Here is a 21,235-nt window from a genome sequence, read left to right as displayed (position 1 = left end):
GAAGGGGGCTCAGCGCGAGTATGCGCGCGGCTCGGCGGTGGCCGGGGCCAGGTAGCGGTCGCGCAGCTCGGTCTGGCGCGAACGCATCGGCATTGCCCGGCCACCCAGCCAGACCTGCTCGGCATAGTGGCCGACGTCCAGCGGATCGCCTTCCCACAGCACCAGGTCGGCCAGCTTGCCGACCTCGATGCTGCCGATCCGGTCGCCCACGCCCAGCACCTGCGCCGGCACCCGGGTCAACCCGGCTAGCGCGTCCTGCCACGGCAGCCCGTTGGCCACCGCGTTGCCGGCCAGTTGCCGCATCTTGCGCGCGTTGTGCGAGGCATCGTCGCGCTGGGCGAAGCTGACCTGCACCCCGGCCGCGCGCAACCGCGCGGCGTTCTCCAGGGTCGCGCCGAGCTGGTCGAAGCTGCTCGGCAGGTTGCCCAGCGCATCCACGAACACCGGCACGTTGGCCTGCGCCAGTTGCGGTGCCAGGCGCCAGGCCTCGGCGCCGCCGGCGATGGCGATCTTCAGTTTCTCGCGCGTGGCCCAGCGCAGCAGCTGGCGGATGTCGGCGGCGCGGTCCACCTGCACCACCAGCCGGCCCTGGCCCGCGAGGTAGCGGGCCAGCGTGGCGCGCCCGGCCGGCGTCAGCAGCGCATGCGGCGAATCGGCCGGCACCCGGCCGCGGGCTTCGCTGACCATCTGCTCCAGCAGCATCCACTGCGCGGCACGCGAGCTGCCGGTCAGCTCCGCCCCGGATGCGCCCAGGCGGATGTACAGCGCCAGCGGCCCGATCGGATCGGCGCTGCCATCCAGCCGCACCACCCCGCCCTGGCCGGCGATGAAGCCACCGCCGCTGTTGGCCCCCAGCGCGGTGAACCCGATCCCGTCCAGCCGCGCCACCGGGATCAGCACCGAGGCCGGGTTGTAGGCCAGGCTGACGTCGAATTCCGGGCGCAGCGGCTGGTCGGCCAGCTTCAGCGCGCTGTCCACCGTGGTCGATTCACCGGAGACCTCGTCGATGCCGATGTCGGTGATGCCGCCGAACAGGGCCGGGGTCAGCGGCTTGCCGGCGGCCTCGACCACGCTGGCCCCGGCCGGCGCCGACAGGCCCGTGCCGACCGCGCGGATGATGCCGCCCTGGACCAGGACGTCGGTGTGTTCCAGGCTGCCGCGCGCGCTGGCGGTATGCACGGTGGCGTTGCGCACCAGCAGGTCCTGCGCCTGCGCCGGCAGGACCGCCAGCAGCAGGGTGGCGCCGAGCCATGCCCGGCAACGCGCGGGAATACCCGACGACCGGCTCATGGCTGCGCCTCCTGGCCCAGCATGAAGTCCGACAGCGGCTGCCGCCGCGCATCGCCCCGCTCGTAGACCTGGTGGCCGTCGATGTAGACCTGCTCGGCCTGCGCATAGGAACTGAACGGGCTGCCGTTCCACACCACCACGTCGCCCATCTTGCCCGCCTCCAGGCTGCCGGTCTGTTTCTCCACGCCCAGCGCGCGCGCGGCGTTGTAGCTCAACCACATCATCGCGCGCTCGGGCGCGATCTGGATCCCGGCGCGGCGCGCATTGGCGATCACCTTGGCCGCTTCCTGGTTGAGCCGCTGGATGCCTTCGGGCGAATCGGAATGCACGATCGCGCAGCTGTTGGGCGGGCGGTCGACCAGGGCGATGTTGTCCTGGATGCCGTCGAAGGCTTCCATCTTGAAGCCCCACCAGTCGGCCCAGAGCGCGCCGCAGACGCCCTCGGCCGCCAGCCGGTCGGACAGCTTGTAGGCCTCCACGGCATGGTGGAAGGCGGCGATCTTGAAGCCGAACTCCTTGGACAGGTCCAGCATGGTGGCCATTTCATCGGCGCGATAGCAGTGGATATGCACGCGGATGTCGCCCTGGATCGCGCCGGCCAGGGTGTCCAGCTTGAGGTCGCGCTTGCCACCGGCATCGCCGGCGCTGTCGCCCTTGTCGTCGCCGCCGAACCAGCGCTTCTTCTTCGCCGGCTTCTTCGGCGCGTTCTTGGCGAGGTACTCGCTGGCGTCGATGAAGGCGGCGCGGTAACCGGCCACGTTGCCCATGCGCGTGCCCGGGGCCACGCCCTTGCCACCGCCATAGACACGCTTGGGGTTTTCGCCGCAGGCCATCTTCAGGCCCCAGGGCGCCCCCGGGAATTTCATCGCCTGGTAGGTGGTGGCCGGTACGTTCTTCAAGGTGACGCCACGGCCGCCGACCAGGTTGGCCGAGCCGGGCAGCACCTGCATGGACGTCACCCCGCCGGCCAGCGCCGCGGCAAAGCCGGGGTCCTGCGGCCACACCGAGTGCTCGGCCCACACATTGGCGGTGACCGGCGCGGTCATCTCGTTGCCGTCGCTGTGGGCGCTCACGCCCGGGCTGGGGTACACGCCCAGGTGCGAATGCACGTCGATGATGCCGGGGGTGACCCACTTGCCGCGCGCGTCCACTTCACGCGTGCCGGTCGGGGCGGCAAGCGCCGTGCCGACTGCGGCGATGCGGCCATCGCGCAGCAGCACGTCGGTCTGCTCCAGGCGGGCACCGGTGCCGGTGAGCACGGTCGCATTGCGGATCAGCACCGGCGCCGAGGCGATCGCCGCGTAGGTGCTGGGGTAGGGGTCCTGCACGAAGCGCGACGCCGCGGGCGCCGACGGTGCGGCGAGCGAGAACAGCGCCAGGCCCAGGCCGGCGGTCAGTCGTGTGCGCATGTTTCCCCGGTGCGGCATGGACGGATCGGGCGACGCTAGCCGGTACCCGGTGCGTTTGCCAAGTGGCGAAGCTCATGCGCGCGGTGCCGCCCGCGGTGACGGACGCATCACTGTGGGGGATTCCCTGATACTCATTTGCTTCGCCAATGGTTAGCGTGTTGATGTCCGAAATTTTGGATGGCGCGTCGTACGGGTTGTGTATGCCGCGTCACACCGTGGCAGGGCCGCCCTCTGCGACGGTGCAGGAGGAGGAAGCAGGTCGCCCGCAGGCGATCCACACGGACGTACACCGACGGGCATCCGTCGTGTCGGCTTATGCCCACAAATTGTAAAAGTTTTGTGAACAATCGATTACGCTTGGCGTGCGTGTCATATGGAATGGCATGCATTTTTCTGTGCGGCTGCCGATATCGCTTGCGGTAGTGCAGCCCGAATCACTTCAAGGAAGTAGTCTCAAGATGACCCACGTTTCTTCGTCCCGCGTCACCGCACGTCGTCGTCCGTCGCCGAGCCTGCTGGCATCGGCCATCACCGGAACCCTGCTGGCCGCCCTCGCGGTACCCGCGCTGGCCAGTCCCGCCGCCGACACCCTTTCCACCTACCAGCAGCAGCGCGCCCTGCAGCGCGCGGCCTTCAGCCTGGACCTGCCGACGGCCACGGTCGCCAACATCGGCGGCATCCAGCCGGCGGCCGCCCCGGCCCCGGGCCCGATCAACGGCATCCCGGGCAACGCCGAAAGCTGGCGCAGCGCCGAGTTCAACGCCGACTGGGGCCTGGGCGCGATCAACGCCGATGCCGCCTACGCGCGCGGCCTGACCGGCAAGGGCATCCGCCTGGGCGTGTTCGACAGCGGCTCTGGCCTGGACCACCCGGACTTCGCCGGCAAGGACCACCGCAGCCTGCGCATCGCCGACCTGCTGCCCGACGGCACCCGCTGCACCAACACCACGCTGATCGATGGTCCCGATGCCTGCTTTGCCAGCGACGGCGACGACGTCTCGATCGAGTACGTCACCTACGATCCCAGCGTGCCGCAGGCGATCCGCGACATCATCGAGTCCGATCCACGCTACCTCCAGGCCGGTATCCATTTCCAGACCCATGGCACGCACGTGGCCGGCACCATCGCGGCCAACCGTGATGGCAACGGCACCCATGGTGTTGCCTTCGGCGCGGACCTGACCGCGGCCAAGCTGTTCTTCAACAGTGCCCAGATGTGGACGGACGTGGGCGGCGGCGATTACCGCGTCGTCAGCGTGGGCGGCATCGGCCCGGACGACAGCGCGTTCGAAGACATGTACGCGCAGATGAACGACCAGGGCGTGCGCGCGATCAACCACAGCTGGGGCCTGACCAACGAGCCGACCGACCTGGCCACCCTGGACCTGCTGTACGCCAACAATGCCGAGTACCTGGACATCTTCGCGGAAGGTTCGCGTAGCAAGGGCATGATCCAGGTGTGGGCGGCCGGCAACAACAATGCCAACGCCGCCACGCCGGAACAGGCACCGATCGCCGGCATCTACGCCTCCCTGCCGCGTCTGTTCAGCGACATCGAGCAGGACTGGCTGAGCGTGGTCAACGTTCGCCAGGACCAGGCCGGTGGCTACGTGCTGGACATCAGCTCCAACCGCTGCGGCTTCAGCGCCAACTGGTGCCTGGCTGCACCGGGTACCGACATTCTGTCGACCGTCTACGGCAGCGATTCGGCGCTGGATGCGCAGCTGCTCGCGGACGCGCAGGGCAATGTCCTGCTGGACGTGCTCGAGCGCGTGCCGACCTACAGCTACGACGTGATGACCGGCACCTCGATGGCGGCACCGCACGTCACCGGCGCGCTGGGCCTGCTGTTCGAGCGCTTCCCGTACCTGACCAGCGCGCAGGTGCGTGACGTGCTGCTGACCACCGCCACCGATCTCGGTGCGACCGGCGTGGACGACGTCTACGGCTGGGGCCTGATGAATCTGGCCAAGGCCGTCGAAGGCTACGGCGAGCTGCGCGTGGACACCGACGTGGTGATGAACACCAAGGCCGGCGGCCTGAAGGTGTGGGAAGGCGATGCGTGGGACGACTGGACCAACGACATCGGCGGCCCGGGCAAGCTGACCAAGTCGGGCATCGGCTGGCTGCGCCTGAGCGGCGACAACAGCTTCAATGGCGCGATCGTGCGTGAGGGCGTGCTGGAGCTGGACGGCGTCAACACGCTGACCTCCTCGCTGGACGTCACCGGTGGCCAGTTCCTGCTCAACGGCACGCTGCGCGACATGACCTTGATCAACATCGGCGGCAGCAGCCGCGTCAATGCTAGCGGCGTGCTCGACAACACCGACCTGTACATCACCGGTGGCGTGGTCTCGTTCAATGGCGTGCAGACCGGCGGCACCACGCTCGTGGGCGCCAAGGGCACCCTGAAGGGCGTCGGCACCCTCGGCGACACCCGCGTCGAGGGCATCATCGCGCCGGGCAACTCGATCGGCACGCTGACCATCAACGGCAACTACGTGCAGACCGCCAGCGGCGTCTACCAGGCCGAACTGGCCCCGGGCAGCCGCAGCGACCAGCTGCACGTCACCGGCACCGCCACCCTGGACGGCACCCTGAAGGCACTGCCGGAAGCGGGCTATTACTACCTGGGCGAGCAGTTCAACTTCCTGGTGGCCGATGGCGGCGTCAACGGTCGTTTCGCGACCACCGACTTCAGCGCCTTCTCGCCGTTCCTGCAGTTCAACATGACCTATGACGCACAGGGCATGCGCATCGACGTGACCCGTGGCAACGCGTTGTCGGCCGCTGCCGAAACCGCCAACCAGCTGGCGGTGGCCAATGCCGCCGATGGCCTGGCATTCAACCAGGGCCTGCCCAAGCCGCTGACCCAGCTGTTCCCGGCGCAGGTCGGCGCGGCACTGGATGCGTTGAGCGGTGAAGTGCATGCCGCCGCGCCGATGGCGCTGGTGGAAAGCAGCCGCTACCTGCGCGATGCCGCGCTCAGCCGCAGCATCGGTGCACGTGCACCGGGCGCTGACGATGGCGCGGTCAGCGGTGCCTGGGTGCAGGCGATCGGTGGCAGCGGCAAGCTGGACGGCGACGCCAACGCGGCGCGTACCGAAAGCAACAGCAACGGCCTGCTGGTCGGTGCCGACCACCAGTTCGGCAACGGCTGGCAGGTGGGCGGGCTGATCGGTACCGGTCGTACCGACAGCAAGCAGGGCCAGGGCCGTCGTGCCCGCGCGGAAATCGACAACACCCACTTCGGTGCCTACGTGGGCAACCAGTGGGGCGGTTTCGGCCTGCGCGCCGGCCTGGGCTACACCCGTCATGACGTGGACAGCAAGCGCGAACTGGCCTTCGCCGGTTACCAGGACACGCTGACGGCCCGTTACGACGCCAAGACCCGCCAGGTCTTCGTCGAGGGTGCCTACCGCATCGGCGGCGCCGAAGCGGGCCTGGAGCCCTACCTGCAGCTGGCCCGCGTCGAAGTGGACGTGGACGGCATCAACGAGCAGGGCGGCGCTGCGGCGCTGCACGGCAACGTGGGCGACACCCGCAGCAACGTCGGCACCGCCGGCGTGCGCTTCGACCGTGGCCTGAAGGCATCCTGGCAGCAGGAGAGCTGGCTGCACGTGCGCGGTGGCGTCGGCTACCGTCGCGCCTGGGGCGACCGCAACCAGGTCGCCGACCTGGCGCTGGGCAGCGGCAACGGCTTCACCGTCAGCGGTGCCGCCATCGCCGACCACGCGGTGGTAGCCGAGCTGGGCCTGTCGGCCTGGCTGAGCCCGCGCAACCAGCTGGAACTGGGCTACAACGGCCAGTTCGGCAGCGAGTCGCGCGACCACGGCGTGACCGCCCGCTGGTCCGTGCAGTTCTGATCGGGCACTACCGGTAACGGGAAAAAGGCGGCCAATGGCCGCCTTTTTCTTGTCTGTCTCCCAGCCACGTTGCAGGGACGAAGCGCGTTCTTGAGCTTTCCAGGCGCTGGTCGGTGGGTCGGGCGCTGGGCACCCAGACCCTTTCCGGCGATGCCTCCGGCGTCGGCCTGCAGCCGCCACCTCCCCCTTTATTTCGCCTCCAGGGGCAGGTGGGCCAAGCGCCCGACCCACCGACGGCCTTCCGAAACCAGCTTTCCTACTTGTTTCCGCAAGCCGAGCCCCGTAGCGGCCGGTAGGCCCCTGGGCAAAATAAAGGAGGAGGCCGCTCCGCGGCCGGGGGACATTTGCACCAGGGGCCTACCGGCCGCTACGGGGCCCTCACGCGCGCGACAGGGCCCTCACGCACGCGACAGACCCGATCGGAAACGCCCCCGCAATCCACGCGCCGCACGAACTGCATGGCGCGCACGCGCACCGTCGTCCACCGTGCGCCACGGCCCTTGGAACCGATCGCTCCCTGCCACGGGAAGAAGAACCTTTTTTGCTTGCTTGTTGCTTCCCCATCCCCAGAATAGGCGCACATGAATCATGTGCCGGACGGAAATCGCGGGATGAAGAACAAGCAGGAAATCGTTGAAAACTGGCTGCCGCGTTACACCGGCGTGCCCCTGGATAAATTCGGCCAGCACATCCTGCTGACCAATTTCGGCGGCTACCTGCACACGTTCTCGCACCTGACCGGTGCGCCCGTGCAGGGCATGGACCGGCCGATGGCCAGCGTGACCAGCGACGACATCACCCTGATCAACTTCGGCATGGGCAGTCCCAACGCGGCCATCGTGATGGACCTGCTGTCGGCGGTGATGCCCAAGGCGGTGCTGTTCCTGGGCAAGTGCGGTGGCCTCAAGCGCAAGAACCAGTTGGGCGACATGATCCTGCCGATCGCCGCCATCCGCGGCGAGGGCACCTCCAGCGACTACCTCCCGCCGGAAGTACCGGCCCTGCCGGCCTTCGCACTGCAGCGCGCGGTCTCCACCACCATCCGCGACCTGGGCCACGATTACTGGACCGGCACGGTCTACACCACCAACCGCCGGGTCTGGGAACATGACGAGGCGTTCAAGGAAAAACTGCGGCTGATGCGCTGCATGGCCATCGACATGGAAACCGCCACCCTGTTCGCAGCCGGCTTTGCCAACCACATCCCGATCGGCGCCCTGCTGCTGGTGTCCGACCAGCCGATGATCCCCGACGGGGTCAAGACCGAGGCCTCCGACGCCAAGGTCAGCTCGCAGTTCGTCGAAAACCATATCCAGATCGGTATCGAGGCGCTTAAGCTTATACGGCGCAACGGCAAGTCGGTCCGCCACCTGCGCTTTGACGAGTGATGGCAATCGCACCGGCGGGCGTCTTGGGGACGCACCGCCCTCAGGGGTAGTGAATGGACGTGGCGGCACAAGTGGTGGAGTTCTGGCGCAACGCCGGCCCACAACAATGGTTCAGGCGCGATGACGCGTTCGATGCGCGGTTCCGCCAGGCGTTCCTGGACGAACACGTCGCCGCGGCCCGGCGTGCGCGCGAGCATTGGCTCGGCAGCGCCGACGGCGCGCTGGCGTTGATGATCCTGCTCGACCAGTTCCCGCGCAACTGCTTCCGCGACACCGCCCACTCCTACGCCACCGACGGCCTGGCCCGGCACTACGCCATGCGCGCGGTGGAGGAGGGCCTGGACCTGCAGCTTGTGCCCAAGCTGCGCGCCTTCATCTACCTGCCGTTCGAGCACTCCGAGGATCCGCAGGACCAGGAGCGTTCGGTGGCCATGTTCGACGCGCTGGGCGACAAGGAATACCTGCAGTACGCCGAACTGCACCGCGACATCATCCGTCGCTTCGGCCGCTTCCCACACCGCAACGCGGTCCTGGGCCGCATGCCGACCGCCGCCGAGCTGGACTACCTGGCCGAGGGCGGTTTCGCCGGCTGACGCCTGCGGAATTCAACTACGCAGGGACGTCAGCGAGTCGTGGGTGCCCCAATGGCGCGAAGGCTGAACGTCTGCGCGCCCGCGCGGTTGCCCGGTGGCCTTGGAAGAGCGAAGGATCGAAGCATGCATCGCGCGTTTGCTGCCGCTGCGTTCGAGCCGCTTTTTCAACGCGCACCAGCCAACTGTCCAAGGGCGGGTGCGGGTGGGCGTGCGGGACCCGTTTTGCGCCATGGATGGCGCAAAAGGAGCCTACAGGGATGTACTTGCGGCGTGTCCCGCATGCCCGCCCGTATCCGCCCAAGCCAGTACAGCCGTGCACTCGCCGCCGTTGCCCCGGCCGTTGCGTTCAACAAAAAAACGCCGGCATTGCCGGCGTTCTTGTTCAAAACATCGCAACCGACGATCAGTACTTCGGCACGCTGTTGTCCACATCGTTCGACCAGGCGTCGATACCGCCGGTGATGTTGTGCACGTTGCTGAAACCCAGCGCACGGAACTGCTCGGCTGCCTGCGCGCTGCGGCCGCCGTGGTGGCACAGGAAGCCCAGCGCGGTGTCCTTCGGCAGCGCTTCCAGGCGCGCGCGGTTGTCGCCGTCGAACGTCTCGAACGGCGCGTCGATCGCAGCGATCGCACGCTCGTCGGCCGGACGCACGTCCACCACCATCAGGCGGCCCGCGCGACGCTGGTCGTCCGCATCGCGCACCGACAGCTCCTTCACCGCGCGTGGCGCGTTCGGGTTGTCGATCGCCAGGCCCTTGCCGCGGATATCGTCCACCCAATCGATGGTGATGCCCTCGGCGCGGCGCGCGCTGGCCAGATCGAACTGCACCCGCAGCCCGTTCGATTCGGCCGCGATCGCGTTGTCGTCATGCGGTGCCAGCTGGAAGTTCGGCTGGAAGTTGGCATCGATGCCCAGCTGCAGCGACGCGCCCGGCGCGTCGGCCAGTGCGCCACGCAGCATCTCCACCGCCGCCGGCGTCACCGTGATCGACGGCGCCGTGCGGTCCGGCGCGGCCAGCCCGAGCATGCTGCTCAGCTCACCGCTGCCGGCCATCTGCAGCAGGATGTCGCTGCCACCCACCAGCTCGCCATCGATGTACAGCTGCGGGATCGTCGGCCAGTCGCCGTAGGCCTTGATACCTTCGCGGATTTCCTGGTCGGCCAGCACGTTGACGTGGGCAAAGTCCACGCCCAGGTCCTGCAGCGCGCCCACGGCCTTGGCCGAGAACCCGCACTGCGGCATGCCCGGCTGCCCTTTCATGAACAGCACGACGCGGTTGGCGTTGAGGATGGTTTCGATGCGCGAGCGCAGGGCGGGATCAAGGGACATGACGGTCAGGGTCCGGCGTTTGGAACCGGACATTCTACGCGGCATGGCATCATGGGGCATGACCGTACCGGAAACGTTGCATCGCATTCCCCGGCGCCCCTGGCGCTGGCTGCCGTGGCTGCTGCTCTCCCAGCTGCTCGTCGCGGCCGCCTGGCTGCGCCTGGGCTGGCCCGTCGGCCTGCCCCTCATGGTGGCCTCCCATGCCCTGTTCATGGTGCCCGTCTTCCTGCCCAACAGCCGCTTCTATGCGCCCGTGCTGAGCCGCCTGCCGGGCAGCGCCCCGCGGGTCTGGCTCACCATCGATGACGGCCCGTCCGACCAGACCCCGGCCGTACTGGACCTGCTCGACCGCTACCAGGCCAAGGCCACCTTTTTCCTGGTCGGCGAGCGCGCCCTGGCCCAGCCCGACCTGGTGCGGCAGATGCTGGCGCGCGGGCACACCCTGGGCAACCACAGCCACCGCCATCCGCAGACCCGCTTCTGGCGGTTGGGGCTGGCCGCGATGGCCGCCGAGATTGGCGAGTGCCAGAAGGCCTTGACCGCCATCACCGGGCAGCCGCCGCGCTGGTACCGCTCGGTGGTGGGCATGACCAACCCCTTCGTGGCGCCGGCCCTGCAGCAGTGGCAGCTCACCCGGGTTGGCTGGAGCGCGCGCGGCTACGACGGCGTCGATTGCCAGCCGGCGGCGGTGGTGGAACGCATCGCCGCCCAGCTCGGGCCCGGCGCGATCGTGCTGCTGCACGAGGGCGCCGCCCACGGGCACAACCTGGCCATCATCGAAGCGGTGCTGCAGGCGCTGCAGGACCGTGGCCTGCGCGCCGAACTGCCGGACGCCACGCTCAGCTGAGCAGCCCCAGCAGCAACAGCCCGGCCGTGCCCAGCAGCGCGCCGCAGGAGAACACCAGGCCGAGAATCGCCAGCACCTTGCGCCGGTCGCGCTGCAGCACCCCGGCCACGCCCAGCGCCAGCGCCACCAGCTCGACCAGGCCGGCGCCGATGATGCCCAGCCCGATCATCACGGTCGCCGGCGCGCCTTCGTCCATGCCGCCCGGGGTACTGAGCTCGGCGACGCCGGCCAGCACGATCAGCAGGAACATCAGCACCCCGCCGCCCAGCGACAGGATGAACGAGGCAATGCCCAGTCCGGAATGACGGATCTGCATGGGAACTCCTTGCAAGCAGACGTGCGGGCTCAGGCCCGCGACAGCGGTTGGCTGGCGCAGGCGGCCAGCGGGTGCGAGTGGATCCACTGCTGGCGCATCCAGCTGCCCAGCGACAACTGCGCCAGCAGCAGGGTGATCGACAGCCCCAGCGCCAGCACGCCGGTGACCCGACGGCGGCGATGCTGCAACAGGCTGCCGATACCGATCAACGTGGCCAGCACCGCCAACCCGACGCTGACGCACAGCACCACCAGCAGCACCACCGGCACCTCACGCATCTCGGCATGGGCCGGGGTATGCGCGTAGTGCGCGCTGATGGCGAACATCACCAACCCGCACACGCTGATCACCAGCGCGGCGATGCCCAGTGCGGAATGGCGGGGCGAAGGTGGGGTCATGCGGGCTCCATGCCGGTATCGGGGCGCGAGTATGCGCGCGTGCGGCGCGCGACGCGACCCTCAGCCGGCCGCGGCACGTTCGGCGCAGACCAGCCAGTTGTTGAACGGCGTGTTGCCGTACAGCGGGGCCATCTGCAGTTGCAGGCCGGCCGCTTCCAGCGGTGCGCGCACGCTGGCCGCATCGGGATAGTGGCGCGGGCGGGTGCCCATCCAGCCCACCAGGTGCGCCAGCATGTCGGTGATGCGGGTGGTGCGGTCGCGCCCGCTGTTGTCGGCCAGGGTGGTGCGGATCACCAGCCGACCGCCCGGCGCCACCCGCGCGGCCGCGGCCTGCAACAGGCCGGCCTGGGCCTCGGCCGGCAGGTACTGCAGCACGTCCAGCAGGGCCACGCTGCCGTGGTGGGCGGGCAGGGTGGCGCTGGCGTCCAGCGTGTCGAAGCGGGTCTCCGCCAGCGCCGCGCGGGCGGCGGCGCGGCGGGCACGTGCGATCTTGTCCGCATCGATGTCCACGCCCAGGTAGGGCCGCTGCTGGTCGGCCTGGCGCAGCACGTGCGCCAACAGCCCCAGGCCGCAGCCGATATCCAGCAGCGCGCCCCGCGCCGGCAGCAGCGCGGCCAGCACGCCCGGATACAGCGGATCGCTGCCGAGCTTGCCGCGGCTGTAGTAGTAATCGCGTCGGTTGCCGAAACGCTGCGCCGGCATGAAGGCGGCAGCGATGCGGCGGGCCTGTTCCTTGGCCAGTGGCAGGGCGTCCGTGCTCAGCGCGGCACCTCGTCGGCCAGTTGCACCCGCGCCACCTGGAAGGCGCGCTCGGTCCACAGCGCGTACATCGTCGCCGAGGGGTGCAGGCCATCGTCGACCAGCATCACCGCTTCGGCGCCCGGAACGCGGCTGAGGTCGGTGATGTCGATGAAGGCCACCTGGTGCCCGGCGCAGATCGCGGCGGCCGCGGCGTTGTAGGCGTCCAGTTCGCGCCCCACCTGCACGCGGTCGCGACCGGCCTCGCGCGCATACGGGGTCACCCCCCAATCGGGGATGGACAGCACCAGCACGCGGTCGGCGCGCCCGCCGGCAAAGCCCAGCGCGCGCTGCAGCAAGGCGGTGAAGCGCGGGCGGTAGTCATCCACGCTGCGGCCGCGATACTGGTCGTTGACCCCGATCAACAGGCTGACCAGGCCGAACGGACCCTGCGGCGCGGCGGCATCGATGCCGGCCTCGAGTTCGTCGGTGGTCCAGCCGGTGGTGGCGATGATCTGCGGGTCGTCCACCGCCACGCCGATGTCGCGCAGGCCGGCGACCAGTTGCAGCGGCCAGCGTGCGGACGGCGCCACGCCCTCACCGATGGTGTAGGAGTCGCCCAGCGCCAGGTAGGACAGCGCCACTCAGGCCACCGCGCTGCGTGGCTTCAGCGGCACCACCTTGGTGTTGGCCTCGGCACGCCGCGCCAACGCGCGATCGATGCGGGCGAACACATCGCGCATCACGTCCGCTTCGGGCAGCAGGGTGACCCGGAAGTGGTGGCGGTAGGGCACGTTGAAGCTCGAGCCCGGCACCACCAGCACGCCTTCCTCGTTCATCAGTTCCAGCGCGAAATCGTGGTCGTCGAAGCTGCGCGCCGCCGGCCCGACCACGGCCGGGAAGGCGTACAGCGCACCGGCCGGCGCCACCAGCGACAGATGCTCGCTGGCGTTGCAGGCCTCGATCACCGCGCGGCGGGTTTCGTACAGGCGGCCGCCCGGGGCGCACAGGGCGGAAATGGTGTCCGGGCCGTTGACCGCCGCATCGATGGCGTACTGGCCGGGCACGTTGGCGCACAGGCGCAGTGCGCTGAGCAGGTCCATCGCCGCGCGGAACTCGCCCAGCCGCTCGGCCGCGCCGGACAGCATCGCCCAGCCCACCCGCCAGCCGCAGGCACGGTGCACCTTGCTCAGGCCGCTGAAGGTAATGCACGGATGCTCGCCGGCCAGGGGCGCGACCGGATGGAACTGTGCGTCGTCGTAAAGGATCTGGTCGTAGATCTCATCGACCATCAGCAGCAGATTGTGCTTGGCGGCGATGGCCACGATGCGCTCCAGCAGGTCGCGCGAGTAGCTGGCGCCGCTGGGGTTGTTCGGGTTGATCAACACGATCGCGCGGGTACGCGAGGACACCAGCGATTCGATCTCGACCGGGTCCGGCTGGAAGCCGTTCTCCGGCGCGCAGCGGTAGTACACCGGGCGGCCGTCGTTGAGGATGGTCGCCGCCGACCACAGCGGGTAGTCGGGCGAGGGCACCAGCACTTCATCGCCGGGGTTGAGCAGGGCGCGCAGCGACAGGTCGATCAGCTCGCTGACGCCATTGCCCACGAACACTCGGTCCGGGTGCGCATCCGGTGCACCCCGGCGGGCGTAGGCGGCGGCGATCGCCTCGCGCGCCTCCGGCAGGCCCTGCTGGTGGGTGTAGGGGTCGGTGCGGCCCATGTCGTCGGCGATCGCGCGCTGCAGGTGTTCCGGCGCGCGGAAGCCGAAGTTGCCGGGATTGCCGATGTTCAGCTTGATCAGCTTGCGGCCTTGGGCCTCCAACTCCCGCGCTCGCCGCGCCAGCTCGCCCCGGATCTCGTAGCGGACTTCGGACAGGCGCTCGCGGGTGGCGAGCGGCTTCAGCGGGGGCGTGGACATGAACGGGCCGTCATTTCGGGCATGGAAACCGCATGGTAGCGGAAATGTTGCGTTGCAGGGCAAGCCTTTCGGGCCAAATTCCGAGCGCTGGCAAGCAGTTGCGGATGCGGGGGCGGCCAGCGTGTCCCTGCGCCTGGCCGGGCACTGCGACGACGCCCGGTCGCTACACCCTCTAGAATGGGCAGGATGAGCGAACCCACTGATTACCTTGCCCTGCAGACCATTGGCTGGCCCTGGCCGGGCGGCCCCGAACTCCCGGACTGGCAGGCCCTGTTCGAGCAGTTCCCGCAGGCACGCCCGGGGCGGGTGATCGAGCAGCATCGCACCGGCTACATCGTCTCGGACATGCCGGACGCGGCGATCAAGACCGAATCCCCGCCGGAGTGGCAGCGCCCGCGCTTCCCCAGCCATGAGCGCGCCGCGGTGGGCGACTGGGTCCTGCTGGAGGGCATCAAGATCGTGGCGCTGCTGCCGCGGCGGACCGCGATCAAACGCGGCGCGGCGGGCGAGCATTACCACCAGCAGGTGATCGCGGCCAACATCGATACCGTGTTCATCGTCTGTGGCCTGGACGCGGACTTCAACCCGCGTCGGATCGAGCGTTACCTGCTGCTGGTGGGCGGTGGCGGCGCGCAACCGGTGGTGGTGCTGACCAAGGCCGATCAGACCGAATACAGCCAGGACGCCCTGGACGTGCTGGAAGAACTGGCCGCGCAGGACATCCCGCTGCTTGCCATCAACGGCAGGGACCCGGCCAGCGCGTCGGCGCTGCTGCCGTGGCTGGGCGCCGGCCGCACCGTGGTGCTGGTGGGGTCGTCCGGTGCCGGCAAGTCGACGTTGACCAACACACTGCTGGGCGAGGAGCGGATGAAGACCGCCGATGTGCGGGTCAACGACTCGCGCGGCCGCCACACCACGACCCACCGTGCGTTGATTCCGCTGCCGGCCGGCGCGTGCCTGATCGATACCCCGGGCATGCGCGAGCTCAAGCCGACCGGTGAAGAGGCCTTGAGCGAAGGGGGCTTCTCCGATGTGGAAGCCCTGTCGGCGCAATGCCGTTTCCGCGACTGCGCCCACCAGCGCGAGCCGGGCTGCGCGATCCGCGCGGCCATCGACGACGGCACGCTGGATGAAGAGCGCCTGCTCAACTACTTCAAGCTCAAGGAAGAAGTGGCTGCCGCGGCGGCCAAGCTGGCCGTCCGCCAGGCGCAGCAGGCGATCGAGCGCAAGCACGTGGGCAAGGGTGCGCAGTGGCGCCCGGGCGGAAAGGGCGGACGCCGATAACCCAACGCCGTAGAGCCACCCCATGGGTGGCTGCGCGCGGTGCCGGAGCGAAATGCAGCCACCCATGGGGTGGCTCTACGGGGCGTCGGAGCGGAATGCAGCCACCCATGGGGTGGCTCTACGAGGCGTCGGATCAGAATGCAGCCACCCATGGGGTGGCTCTACGTGGCGTCGGAGCGGAATGCAGCCACCCATGGGGTGGGCCTGCGCCACCTCAGGCGCTGCGTGCAGCGCGCCCCGCGTGGCTGCTATTGTCCGCCCCATGAGCACACCAATGACCGTGGATCGTGAGGTGGCCCACCACACCGCGCTCGATGCGCAGCTGGTGGAGGCGGTGGGCGGCATCAAGCTGCTCGGCCTGACCAGTTGGCCGGCGGCGCTGCAGGCGCCTTTCCTGGCCAGCGTGGCGCGCGGCCAGCCGGTGTTGCCGCAGGTCGCCTACCCGCGGCTGGACTTCGGCGACACCCGCCGCGCGCTGGCCGCGATCAGCGCCCAGTGCGACCCGTCCCATCCGATCGGCCTGTACGTGCAGCGCTCGGCGCACAGCTGGGACCTCGCCGCGGGCCTGCTCGAATCGCTGGGCACCGCCGAAGTCGACCGCTACTCGGTCGCGTTGTTCGGTGCACCCGAACAGCCGCTGCCCGGCAATGGCCCCAGCACCCGCGATGCAGCCCGCCACTTCATCCAGATCGCGCAGGAACTGGACCACGAACTGCTCGCGCCCGAGGAACAGGTACCGGTCTCGGCCACCGCGCTGCAATTGCAACTGCAAAGCGATCTGGACGCGTTCTTCGAGTCGCGCATCATCAGCGTGCAGCTCGATCCGGAGCTGATCTCCAAGGCGGCCGCCGGCCCCACGCGCATCCGCCTGCGCACCAGCGCGCGCTTCAGCGCCTACGACCGTGCACAGTTGTTCCACCACGAGGCACTGGTCCATTCGCTGACTGCGCTCAACGGCCGCGAACAGCCGCACCTGCCCAGCCTGGCGCTGGCCTCGCCGCGGGTCACCGCCACCCAGGAGGGGCTGGCCACCTTCGCCGAGCAGATCACCGGCAGCATCGACATCGAACGCCTCAAGCGCATCAGCCTGCGCACCGAAGCAATCGCGATGGCACGCGAGGGGGCGGACTTCATCGAGGTATTCCGCTACTTCTGCGATGCCGGGCAGAACAACGAAGAGAGCTTCGCCTCGGCCCAGCGCGTGTTCCGCGGCGTGCCGCCCACCGGCGGCGCGGCGTTCACCAAGGACACGGTCTACCTGCGCGGGCTGGTCTCGGTGCATACCTTCTTCCGCCACATGCTCGCCGAAGATCGCCTGCAGGTATGCCGCTGGCTGTTCGCCGGCAAGATGGCGCTCACCGACGCGATCGCGTTCGCGCCGCTGTTCGAAGAAGGCATCCTGCGCCCGCCGCGCTGGCTGCCGCATTGGGTCAGCCGGGCCAATGGGCTGGCCGGCATGCTGGCGTTCTCATTGTTCGCCAACCGTATCCGCATGGACCAGCTGGCGCCGGAATAGCGCCGGCCGCGGGCTGGCGCATGCGGGATCACTCCGCCTGCGGGTGGGCTTTCTCCCAGGCGATATGCACGTCGGCCAGTTCGTAGAGCTGCTCGACCAGCGCCATCGGCAGGCCGTCGTCGTAGTCCTCGTCGTAGGCTTCATCAAACGGATCGATCTGATGCTCGCCGTCCACGGCCTGCAGCATCTGTGTCGGGACGCGCCGCAGTTCGTCTGCCGAATGCTCGCGCGGGCCGGCACCGTCCCACGCGTTCGGATCGAAACCGATGCCGTGGTCGGCATAGAAGCCATCGAGGTAGCGCTGCTGCACCAGGCCGATGAACGCATGCGCATCGCGCTCGTAGTCGGGCACTGCATCCAGTGTGTCGTACTGGGCATGCCAGCCCGCGCCCACGCTCCAGAACAGCATCAGCGCCGTGGCCCGGTCCAGGTCGGGCTGGTCGGCCAGCCATTCCAGCGCGCGCAGATTGTCGCTGTAGTTGGAGCGGGCCACATAAAGATGGCGCTGTTCCGGCGTGGCCTGCAGCAGGTGCGCGTGCAGCAGCGCCCACTTGGCGGCGTCGTAATCCTGTTCGTTCATTGCCTGCTGTCCAAGCCGTTGCGGTACACCACGCATTGTACGTGCGGTGCCTGCGGCGATCATGCTCGTGCAGGTTTTGCGGGCAGGTTCGCATTTCATACGCCGCACGCCGTCGCGTAAGAATGCTTTCATCTTCCGCTCGCATGATGGTCACGCACCTGCATCGCGCAGGTCACCACCTCATCATGCAACGGATCACCATGCTTACCCGACCCCTGACGATCGCCGTGGCGATTGCGCTGTGCGCCGCCAATGCCCACGCTGCCGATGTGGACGCCACCACCGAGGCCAACGTCGCGCTCAGCGCGCAGACCCTGGACACCGTGTCGGTGATCGGCCAGGGCGAGACCCGTCAGGTCCAGCGCATCACAGCCGTGGACAAGGAAGTGCTGCCGCCGGGCACCAGCGGCCAGAAGATCCTCGACCGCCTGCCCGGCGTGTCGGTGCAGTCCAATGACGCGTTCGGGGCCAACGAGGAATCGCAGAGCATCACCCTGCGCGGCTTCGACAAGAGCCGCCTGGGCTACACACTCGATGGCATTCCGCTGGGCGACAACAGCTACGGCAACTACAACGGCCTGAGCATCGCCCGCGCGCTGATCGCCGAGAACCTGGCCGGTGCCGAACTGTCGCAGGGTATCGGTTCGCTGGGCGTGGCCTCCACCAGCAACCTGGGCGGCACCATCCAGTACTTCTCGCAGGATCCGTCCACCGAGTTCGGCGGTCGTGCCAGCGTCACCGTGGGCGATGACAACCAGCGTCGCGGTTACCTGCGCGTGGACACCGGCGACCTCAACGGCTTCTCGGCCTATGTCTCCGGCGTGCACCAGGAGGCGGACATGTGGGCCGAGCCGAACCAGAACCAGACCACCCGCCAGTTCAACGCCAAGGCCGTGTGGGCCGTGGGCGACAACCGTTTCGGCGCGTTCGCGGCCACCTCGCGCGTGAGCCAGGCCAACTACGCCTACCTGTCCAAGAGCATGCTCGCGCGCGGGCTGGGCTACGACTGGAACATCTACGCCCCGGACTGGGATCGGGCGGTGGCCGCGGCCTACTGCGCCCCAGGCACCTACAACGCGCAGAAGTGCGCCTTCAGCGGCGGCGTCAACAGCATCGACGATGCGTACTACCAGAGCCGCGCGCTGCGCGACGACAACCTGTATTCGCTGGATGCCGACCTGGCATTGGGCGAGACCTCGCGCCTGAAGCTGCTGGCCTACCACCACGAGAACCGCGGCCAGGGCCACTGGTGGGCACCGGGCCAGCCGTCCAACCCGGGCACCGCGCAGGCGCTGCCGATTTCCATCCGCAGCACCAACTACACCATCAACCGCCAGGGCATCACCGCGGCGCTGAGCTGGCAGTGGGGCATCCACGCGCTGGAAGCGGGGCTGTGGTATGAGCGCAACGACCACAATGTCGAGCGCAATTTCTACTACATCACCGGGCCGTTCCTGGATGACGGCTACCTCAACTACCCCGACCGTCGGCTGTTCGACCAGGACTTCGACATCCGCACACGCCAGTTCTACGTGCAGGACCGCATGCGTTTCCTCGATGACCGCCTCACCGTGGATGTGGGCATCAAGAGCCCGAACACGCGCATGACTGCCAACGCCAAGCCGGGCACGGAAGCCAGCTATGCCTCGGGCACGCTGACGGCCAAGGAATCGGTGCTGCCGCAGGCGGGTATCGGCTTCAAGCTGAGCCAGAACCAGGAGCTGTTTGCCTCGTACTCGGAGAACATCGCGGCCTTCGTGGGCGGCGGCAGCGGTGGCCCGCTGCAGGTCTCGCCGGAATCGTTCGCGGCCAGCGCCGGGCTGGAGCCGGAGAAGTCGAAGACGCTGGAAGCCGGTTTCCGCACCTTCGGTGAGCGGTACCAGGCCTCGATCGCGGCCTACCACGTGATGTTCGACAACCGCCTGCTCTCGCTCAACCCGTGCACCAGCATCGAGGTGGGGACGCGGCCGGAGTGCATCACCCGCTTCATCAACGTTGGCTCGGTGAAGAGCCAGGGCGCGGAGCTGACCTTCATCCTCAAGCCGGTCGACGGCCTGCAGTGGTACAACGCGCTGTCCTGGAACAAGTCCACCTACGAGGATGACTACACCTCGGGCGGGGCGATCGTGCCGGTGGCGGGCAAGATCACGGTGGACACGCCGCAGCGGATGGCCTCCAGCGAGATCAGCTGGAACCGCGACGGCTGGTCGGCGAGCCTGCGCGCCAAGTACACCGGCAAGCGCTACTACACCTACACCAACGACCAGTCGGTGGCGGGGGTGACGACGTTCGATGCGGGCGTGGGCTATTCGTTCGGCCCTGGCCTCGGCCTGCGCGACGTCAAGGTGTCGCTCAATGCGACCAACCTGACCAACAAGCGCTATGCCGGCCAGCTCAGCTCGTTCGCGCCGACCGATCCCACCGGCACCCGTTACGCCATCCACGCCAGCGCGCCGCGCCAGCTGTTCATGACGGTTGCTGCGGAGTTCTGATCCGGTGGGGTAGCGCAGCCACGCATGGCGTGGACCTACTGAAACCCAGTAGATCCACGCCGCGCCTGCACAGTCCGCAGGACAGGGCTCTGAACTCGTTGGCAAGGGAGCACTAAACTGCAGGTGTCCCGACAATGGAAGTGCCCCTTGACCCCCGACGAGTTCGACCGCGCCTCCCGCGCGCTGCTGCAGGACTACCTGCTGAAGGCATCTCCCGAGCAGCGCCACATCTATGTCGCGCGCTGCAACTACGATGACAGCCCCGAGCTGCTGGCTTGGCTGGCGGATCGCAGCGAGCTGGATCGCGCGACGGCGCTGATGATGTACTGGTCGCTGGGCGCGGCCTGGTTCACCCAGTACGCCGCTGACGGCGACGTACCCGAGCATGAGCGCGAGGCCCATGCGATCGTCCGCCGCATCGAGCAACGCTACATCGATGGATTCTATGCGGGCCGTGGACTCGCCTTCGACCCGGGCAACTGGCCGGGCCCTTCGATGGGTGATTATCCCGGCTTGGTCATGCGTCGCAACGTCCCGGATGCCATGAGGGTCGCGGTGGTCGGCGGGCAGGCCTGCGATCCCTTTGCAGAGGCCGTCGACACGGTCTTTGATGACGGCCTGCCGCTTGCGCTCGCAGCGCAGCTGCACGACATGGCCGCTGGCGTGCAGCCTGATCGTGGTCCGGCCTTGGGCGATGCCGTAGCCGGCGAGATCGACATCTGGGCCGACGTGACGCCGCCGACGCTCTTGCCGTTGGCGACGGCCGCGGATCCGGGCTGGGCGGTACTTGAGACCTTTCTTCGCCAGGCATCACCACAGGAATGCCACCAACTGATGCTGTTCGCTGACACCAGCGCGCTATCAGACGCGCTGCAGTGGTTGCTGGAGCAGCCGACACTGGCTGCGTCCAGCGCACTGGCGTTCTACTGGAACCTGGGCGCGTCGTGGTACGTCCCCTTCGCTACTATCGAGGATGTGCCGGAATCGCACCGCTACACGGCGGCGGTGCTGAGACGGATCGAGCAGCGCCTGGCTGATGACGGTTACGCGGACCACGGGCTGGGTTTCGACCTGGCTCGGATCCGGCCGCGTTTCCCCACGCGTTGGCCGGGGCGGGACGAGCGGCGCGCCATCCCCGGGCAGATGTGGCGGCCACGTCCGGGCCAGATCGTGGACGAGTCGGACGACGTGGATTTCATCACCGGCCTGCCGGAAGACATTGCCGAGGCGCTGGCGAACGCCCGCGGGTAAAGGATGAAGCATCCGCGG

17 protein-coding genes are annotated in these 21,235 nt (G+C 68.6%); 8 read left to right on the top strand and 9 right to left on the bottom strand.

Annotation, left to right across the window (positions count from 1 at the left end; translation table 11 throughout):
• Nucleotides 1-9: 9 nt before the first annotated feature.
• Nucleotides 10-1,290, bottom strand: coding sequence for an amidohydrolase family protein (locus tag AC1DGC_RS05120; protein ID WP_394164126.1), 1,281 nt, complete (start codon nucleotides 1,288-1,290; stop codon nucleotides 10-12).
• Nucleotides 1,287-2,699 carry an amidohydrolase gene (locus AC1DGC_RS05115; RefSeq protein WP_394164125.1) on the bottom strand — a complete coding sequence of 471 codons (1,413 nt, stop codon included), beginning with the start codon at nucleotides 2,697-2,699 and terminating at the stop codon, nucleotides 1,287-1,289. The genes AC1DGC_RS05120 and AC1DGC_RS05115 overlap by 4 nt, the downstream gene beginning before the upstream one ends.
• A 458-nt stretch (nucleotides 2,700-3,157) precedes the next feature.
• Here AC1DGC_RS05115 and AC1DGC_RS05110 point away from each other — a divergent pair, with 458 nt between their 5' ends.
• From AC1DGC_RS05110 to AC1DGC_RS05100, 3 genes are all read left to right on the top strand, one after another.
• Entirely contained in the window at nucleotides 3,158-6,565 is a 3,408-nt protein-coding gene (locus AC1DGC_RS05110; protein ID WP_478047343.1) for an autotransporter domain-containing protein, read from the top strand.
• Nucleotides 6,566-7,176: 611 nt separating this feature from the next.
• Entirely contained in the window at nucleotides 7,177-7,953 is a 777-nt protein-coding gene (locus AC1DGC_RS05105) for an AMP nucleosidase (protein ID WP_259207652.1), read from the top strand.
• A gap of 53 nt (nucleotides 7,954-8,006) precedes the next feature.
• On the top strand, nucleotides 8,007-8,546 hold the full coding sequence (locus AC1DGC_RS05100) for a DUF924 family protein (RefSeq protein ID WP_478047342.1): 540 nt from the start codon (nucleotides 8,007-8,009) through the stop codon (nucleotides 8,544-8,546).
• Between the two features lie 403 nt (nucleotides 8,547-8,949).
• Here the strand turns inward: AC1DGC_RS05100 and grxD are convergent, their stop codons facing one another.
• The gene (gene grxD, locus AC1DGC_RS05095) at nucleotides 8,950-9,876 is read right to left on the bottom strand and encodes a Grx4 family monothiol glutaredoxin (RefSeq protein WP_259207648.1); all 927 of its coding nucleotides are present in this window, start codon (nucleotides 9,874-9,876) and stop codon (nucleotides 8,950-8,952) included.
• Between the two features lie 58 nt (nucleotides 9,877-9,934).
• Here grxD and AC1DGC_RS05090 point away from each other — a divergent pair, with 58 nt between their 5' ends.
• Nucleotides 9,935-10,723, top strand: a complete 789-nt coding sequence (locus tag AC1DGC_RS05090; RefSeq protein WP_259207647.1) for a polysaccharide deacetylase family protein — start codon at nucleotides 9,935-9,937, stop codon at nucleotides 10,721-10,723.
• Here AC1DGC_RS05090 and AC1DGC_RS05085 read toward each other — a convergent pair.
• The 5 genes from AC1DGC_RS05085 to AC1DGC_RS05065 are packed head-to-tail and all read right to left on the bottom strand — an operon-like array spanning nucleotide 10,716 to nucleotide 14,094.
• A complete protein-coding gene (locus tag AC1DGC_RS05085) occupies nucleotides 10,716-11,039 on the bottom strand; it encodes a hypothetical protein (RefSeq protein WP_259207644.1) in 324 nt (107 codons plus the stop codon). The genes AC1DGC_RS05090 and AC1DGC_RS05085 overlap by 8 nt on opposite strands.
• Before the next feature lie 29 nt (nucleotides 11,040-11,068).
• The gene (locus AC1DGC_RS05080; protein ID WP_259207642.1) at nucleotides 11,069-11,437 is read right to left on the bottom strand and encodes a hypothetical protein; all 369 of its coding nucleotides are present in this window, start codon (nucleotides 11,435-11,437) and stop codon (nucleotides 11,069-11,071) included.
• 60 nt (nucleotides 11,438-11,497) lie between these two features.
• Nucleotides 11,498-12,139: a methyltransferase domain-containing protein gene (locus tag AC1DGC_RS05075; RefSeq protein WP_478047341.1), complete on the bottom strand. Its 642-nt coding sequence runs from the start codon at nucleotides 12,137-12,139 to the stop codon at nucleotides 11,498-11,500.
• Between the two features lie 56 nt (nucleotides 12,140-12,195).
• Nucleotides 12,196-12,819: an SGNH/GDSL hydrolase family protein gene (locus AC1DGC_RS05070; RefSeq protein ID WP_259207639.1), complete on the bottom strand. Its 624-nt coding sequence runs from the start codon at nucleotides 12,817-12,819 to the stop codon at nucleotides 12,196-12,198.
• Nucleotides 12,820-14,094, bottom strand: coding sequence for a pyridoxal phosphate-dependent aminotransferase (locus AC1DGC_RS05065; RefSeq protein ID WP_259207637.1), 1,275 nt, complete (start codon nucleotides 14,092-14,094; stop codon nucleotides 12,820-12,822).
• 186 nt (nucleotides 14,095-14,280) lie between these two features.
• On the opposite strand from AC1DGC_RS05065, the gene rsgA reads away from it, so the two are divergent.
• Complete coding sequence (rsgA, locus tag AC1DGC_RS05060) at nucleotides 14,281-15,378, top strand: ribosome small subunit-dependent GTPase A (RefSeq protein WP_394164118.1); 1,098 nt, start codon at nucleotides 14,281-14,283, stop codon at nucleotides 15,376-15,378.
• A gap of 274 nt (nucleotides 15,379-15,652) precedes the next feature.
• Entirely contained in the window at nucleotides 15,653-16,894 is a 1,242-nt protein-coding gene (locus AC1DGC_RS05055; RefSeq protein ID WP_478047340.1) for a flavohemoglobin expression-modulating QEGLA motif protein, read from the top strand.
• Nucleotides 16,895-16,922: 28 nt separating this feature from the next.
• On the opposite strand, the gene AC1DGC_RS05050 is transcribed toward AC1DGC_RS05055, so the two are convergent.
• Complete coding sequence (locus tag AC1DGC_RS05050) at nucleotides 16,923-17,474, bottom strand: DUF4274 domain-containing protein (RefSeq protein WP_478047339.1); 552 nt, start codon at nucleotides 17,472-17,474, stop codon at nucleotides 16,923-16,925.
• Nucleotides 17,475-17,674: 200 nt separating this feature from the next.
• Here AC1DGC_RS05050 and AC1DGC_RS05045 point away from each other — a divergent pair, with 200 nt between their 5' ends.
• On the top strand, nucleotides 17,675-19,966 hold the full coding sequence (locus tag AC1DGC_RS05045) for a TonB-dependent receptor (RefSeq protein WP_478047338.1): 2,292 nt from the start codon (nucleotides 17,675-17,677) through the stop codon (nucleotides 19,964-19,966).
• Nucleotides 19,967-20,113: 147 nt separating this feature from the next.
• Nucleotides 20,114-21,217, top strand: coding sequence for a DUF4274 domain-containing protein (locus AC1DGC_RS05040; RefSeq protein WP_478047337.1), 1,104 nt, complete (start codon nucleotides 20,114-20,116; stop codon nucleotides 21,215-21,217).
• Nucleotides 21,218-21,235 lie beyond the last annotated feature (18 nt).

Source organism: Stenotrophomonas sp. 05N37 (assembly GCF_056397365.1).
The sequence above is the reverse complement of the archived record's forward strand: the minus strand, read 5'-3'. Positions and strand labels throughout refer to the sequence as shown.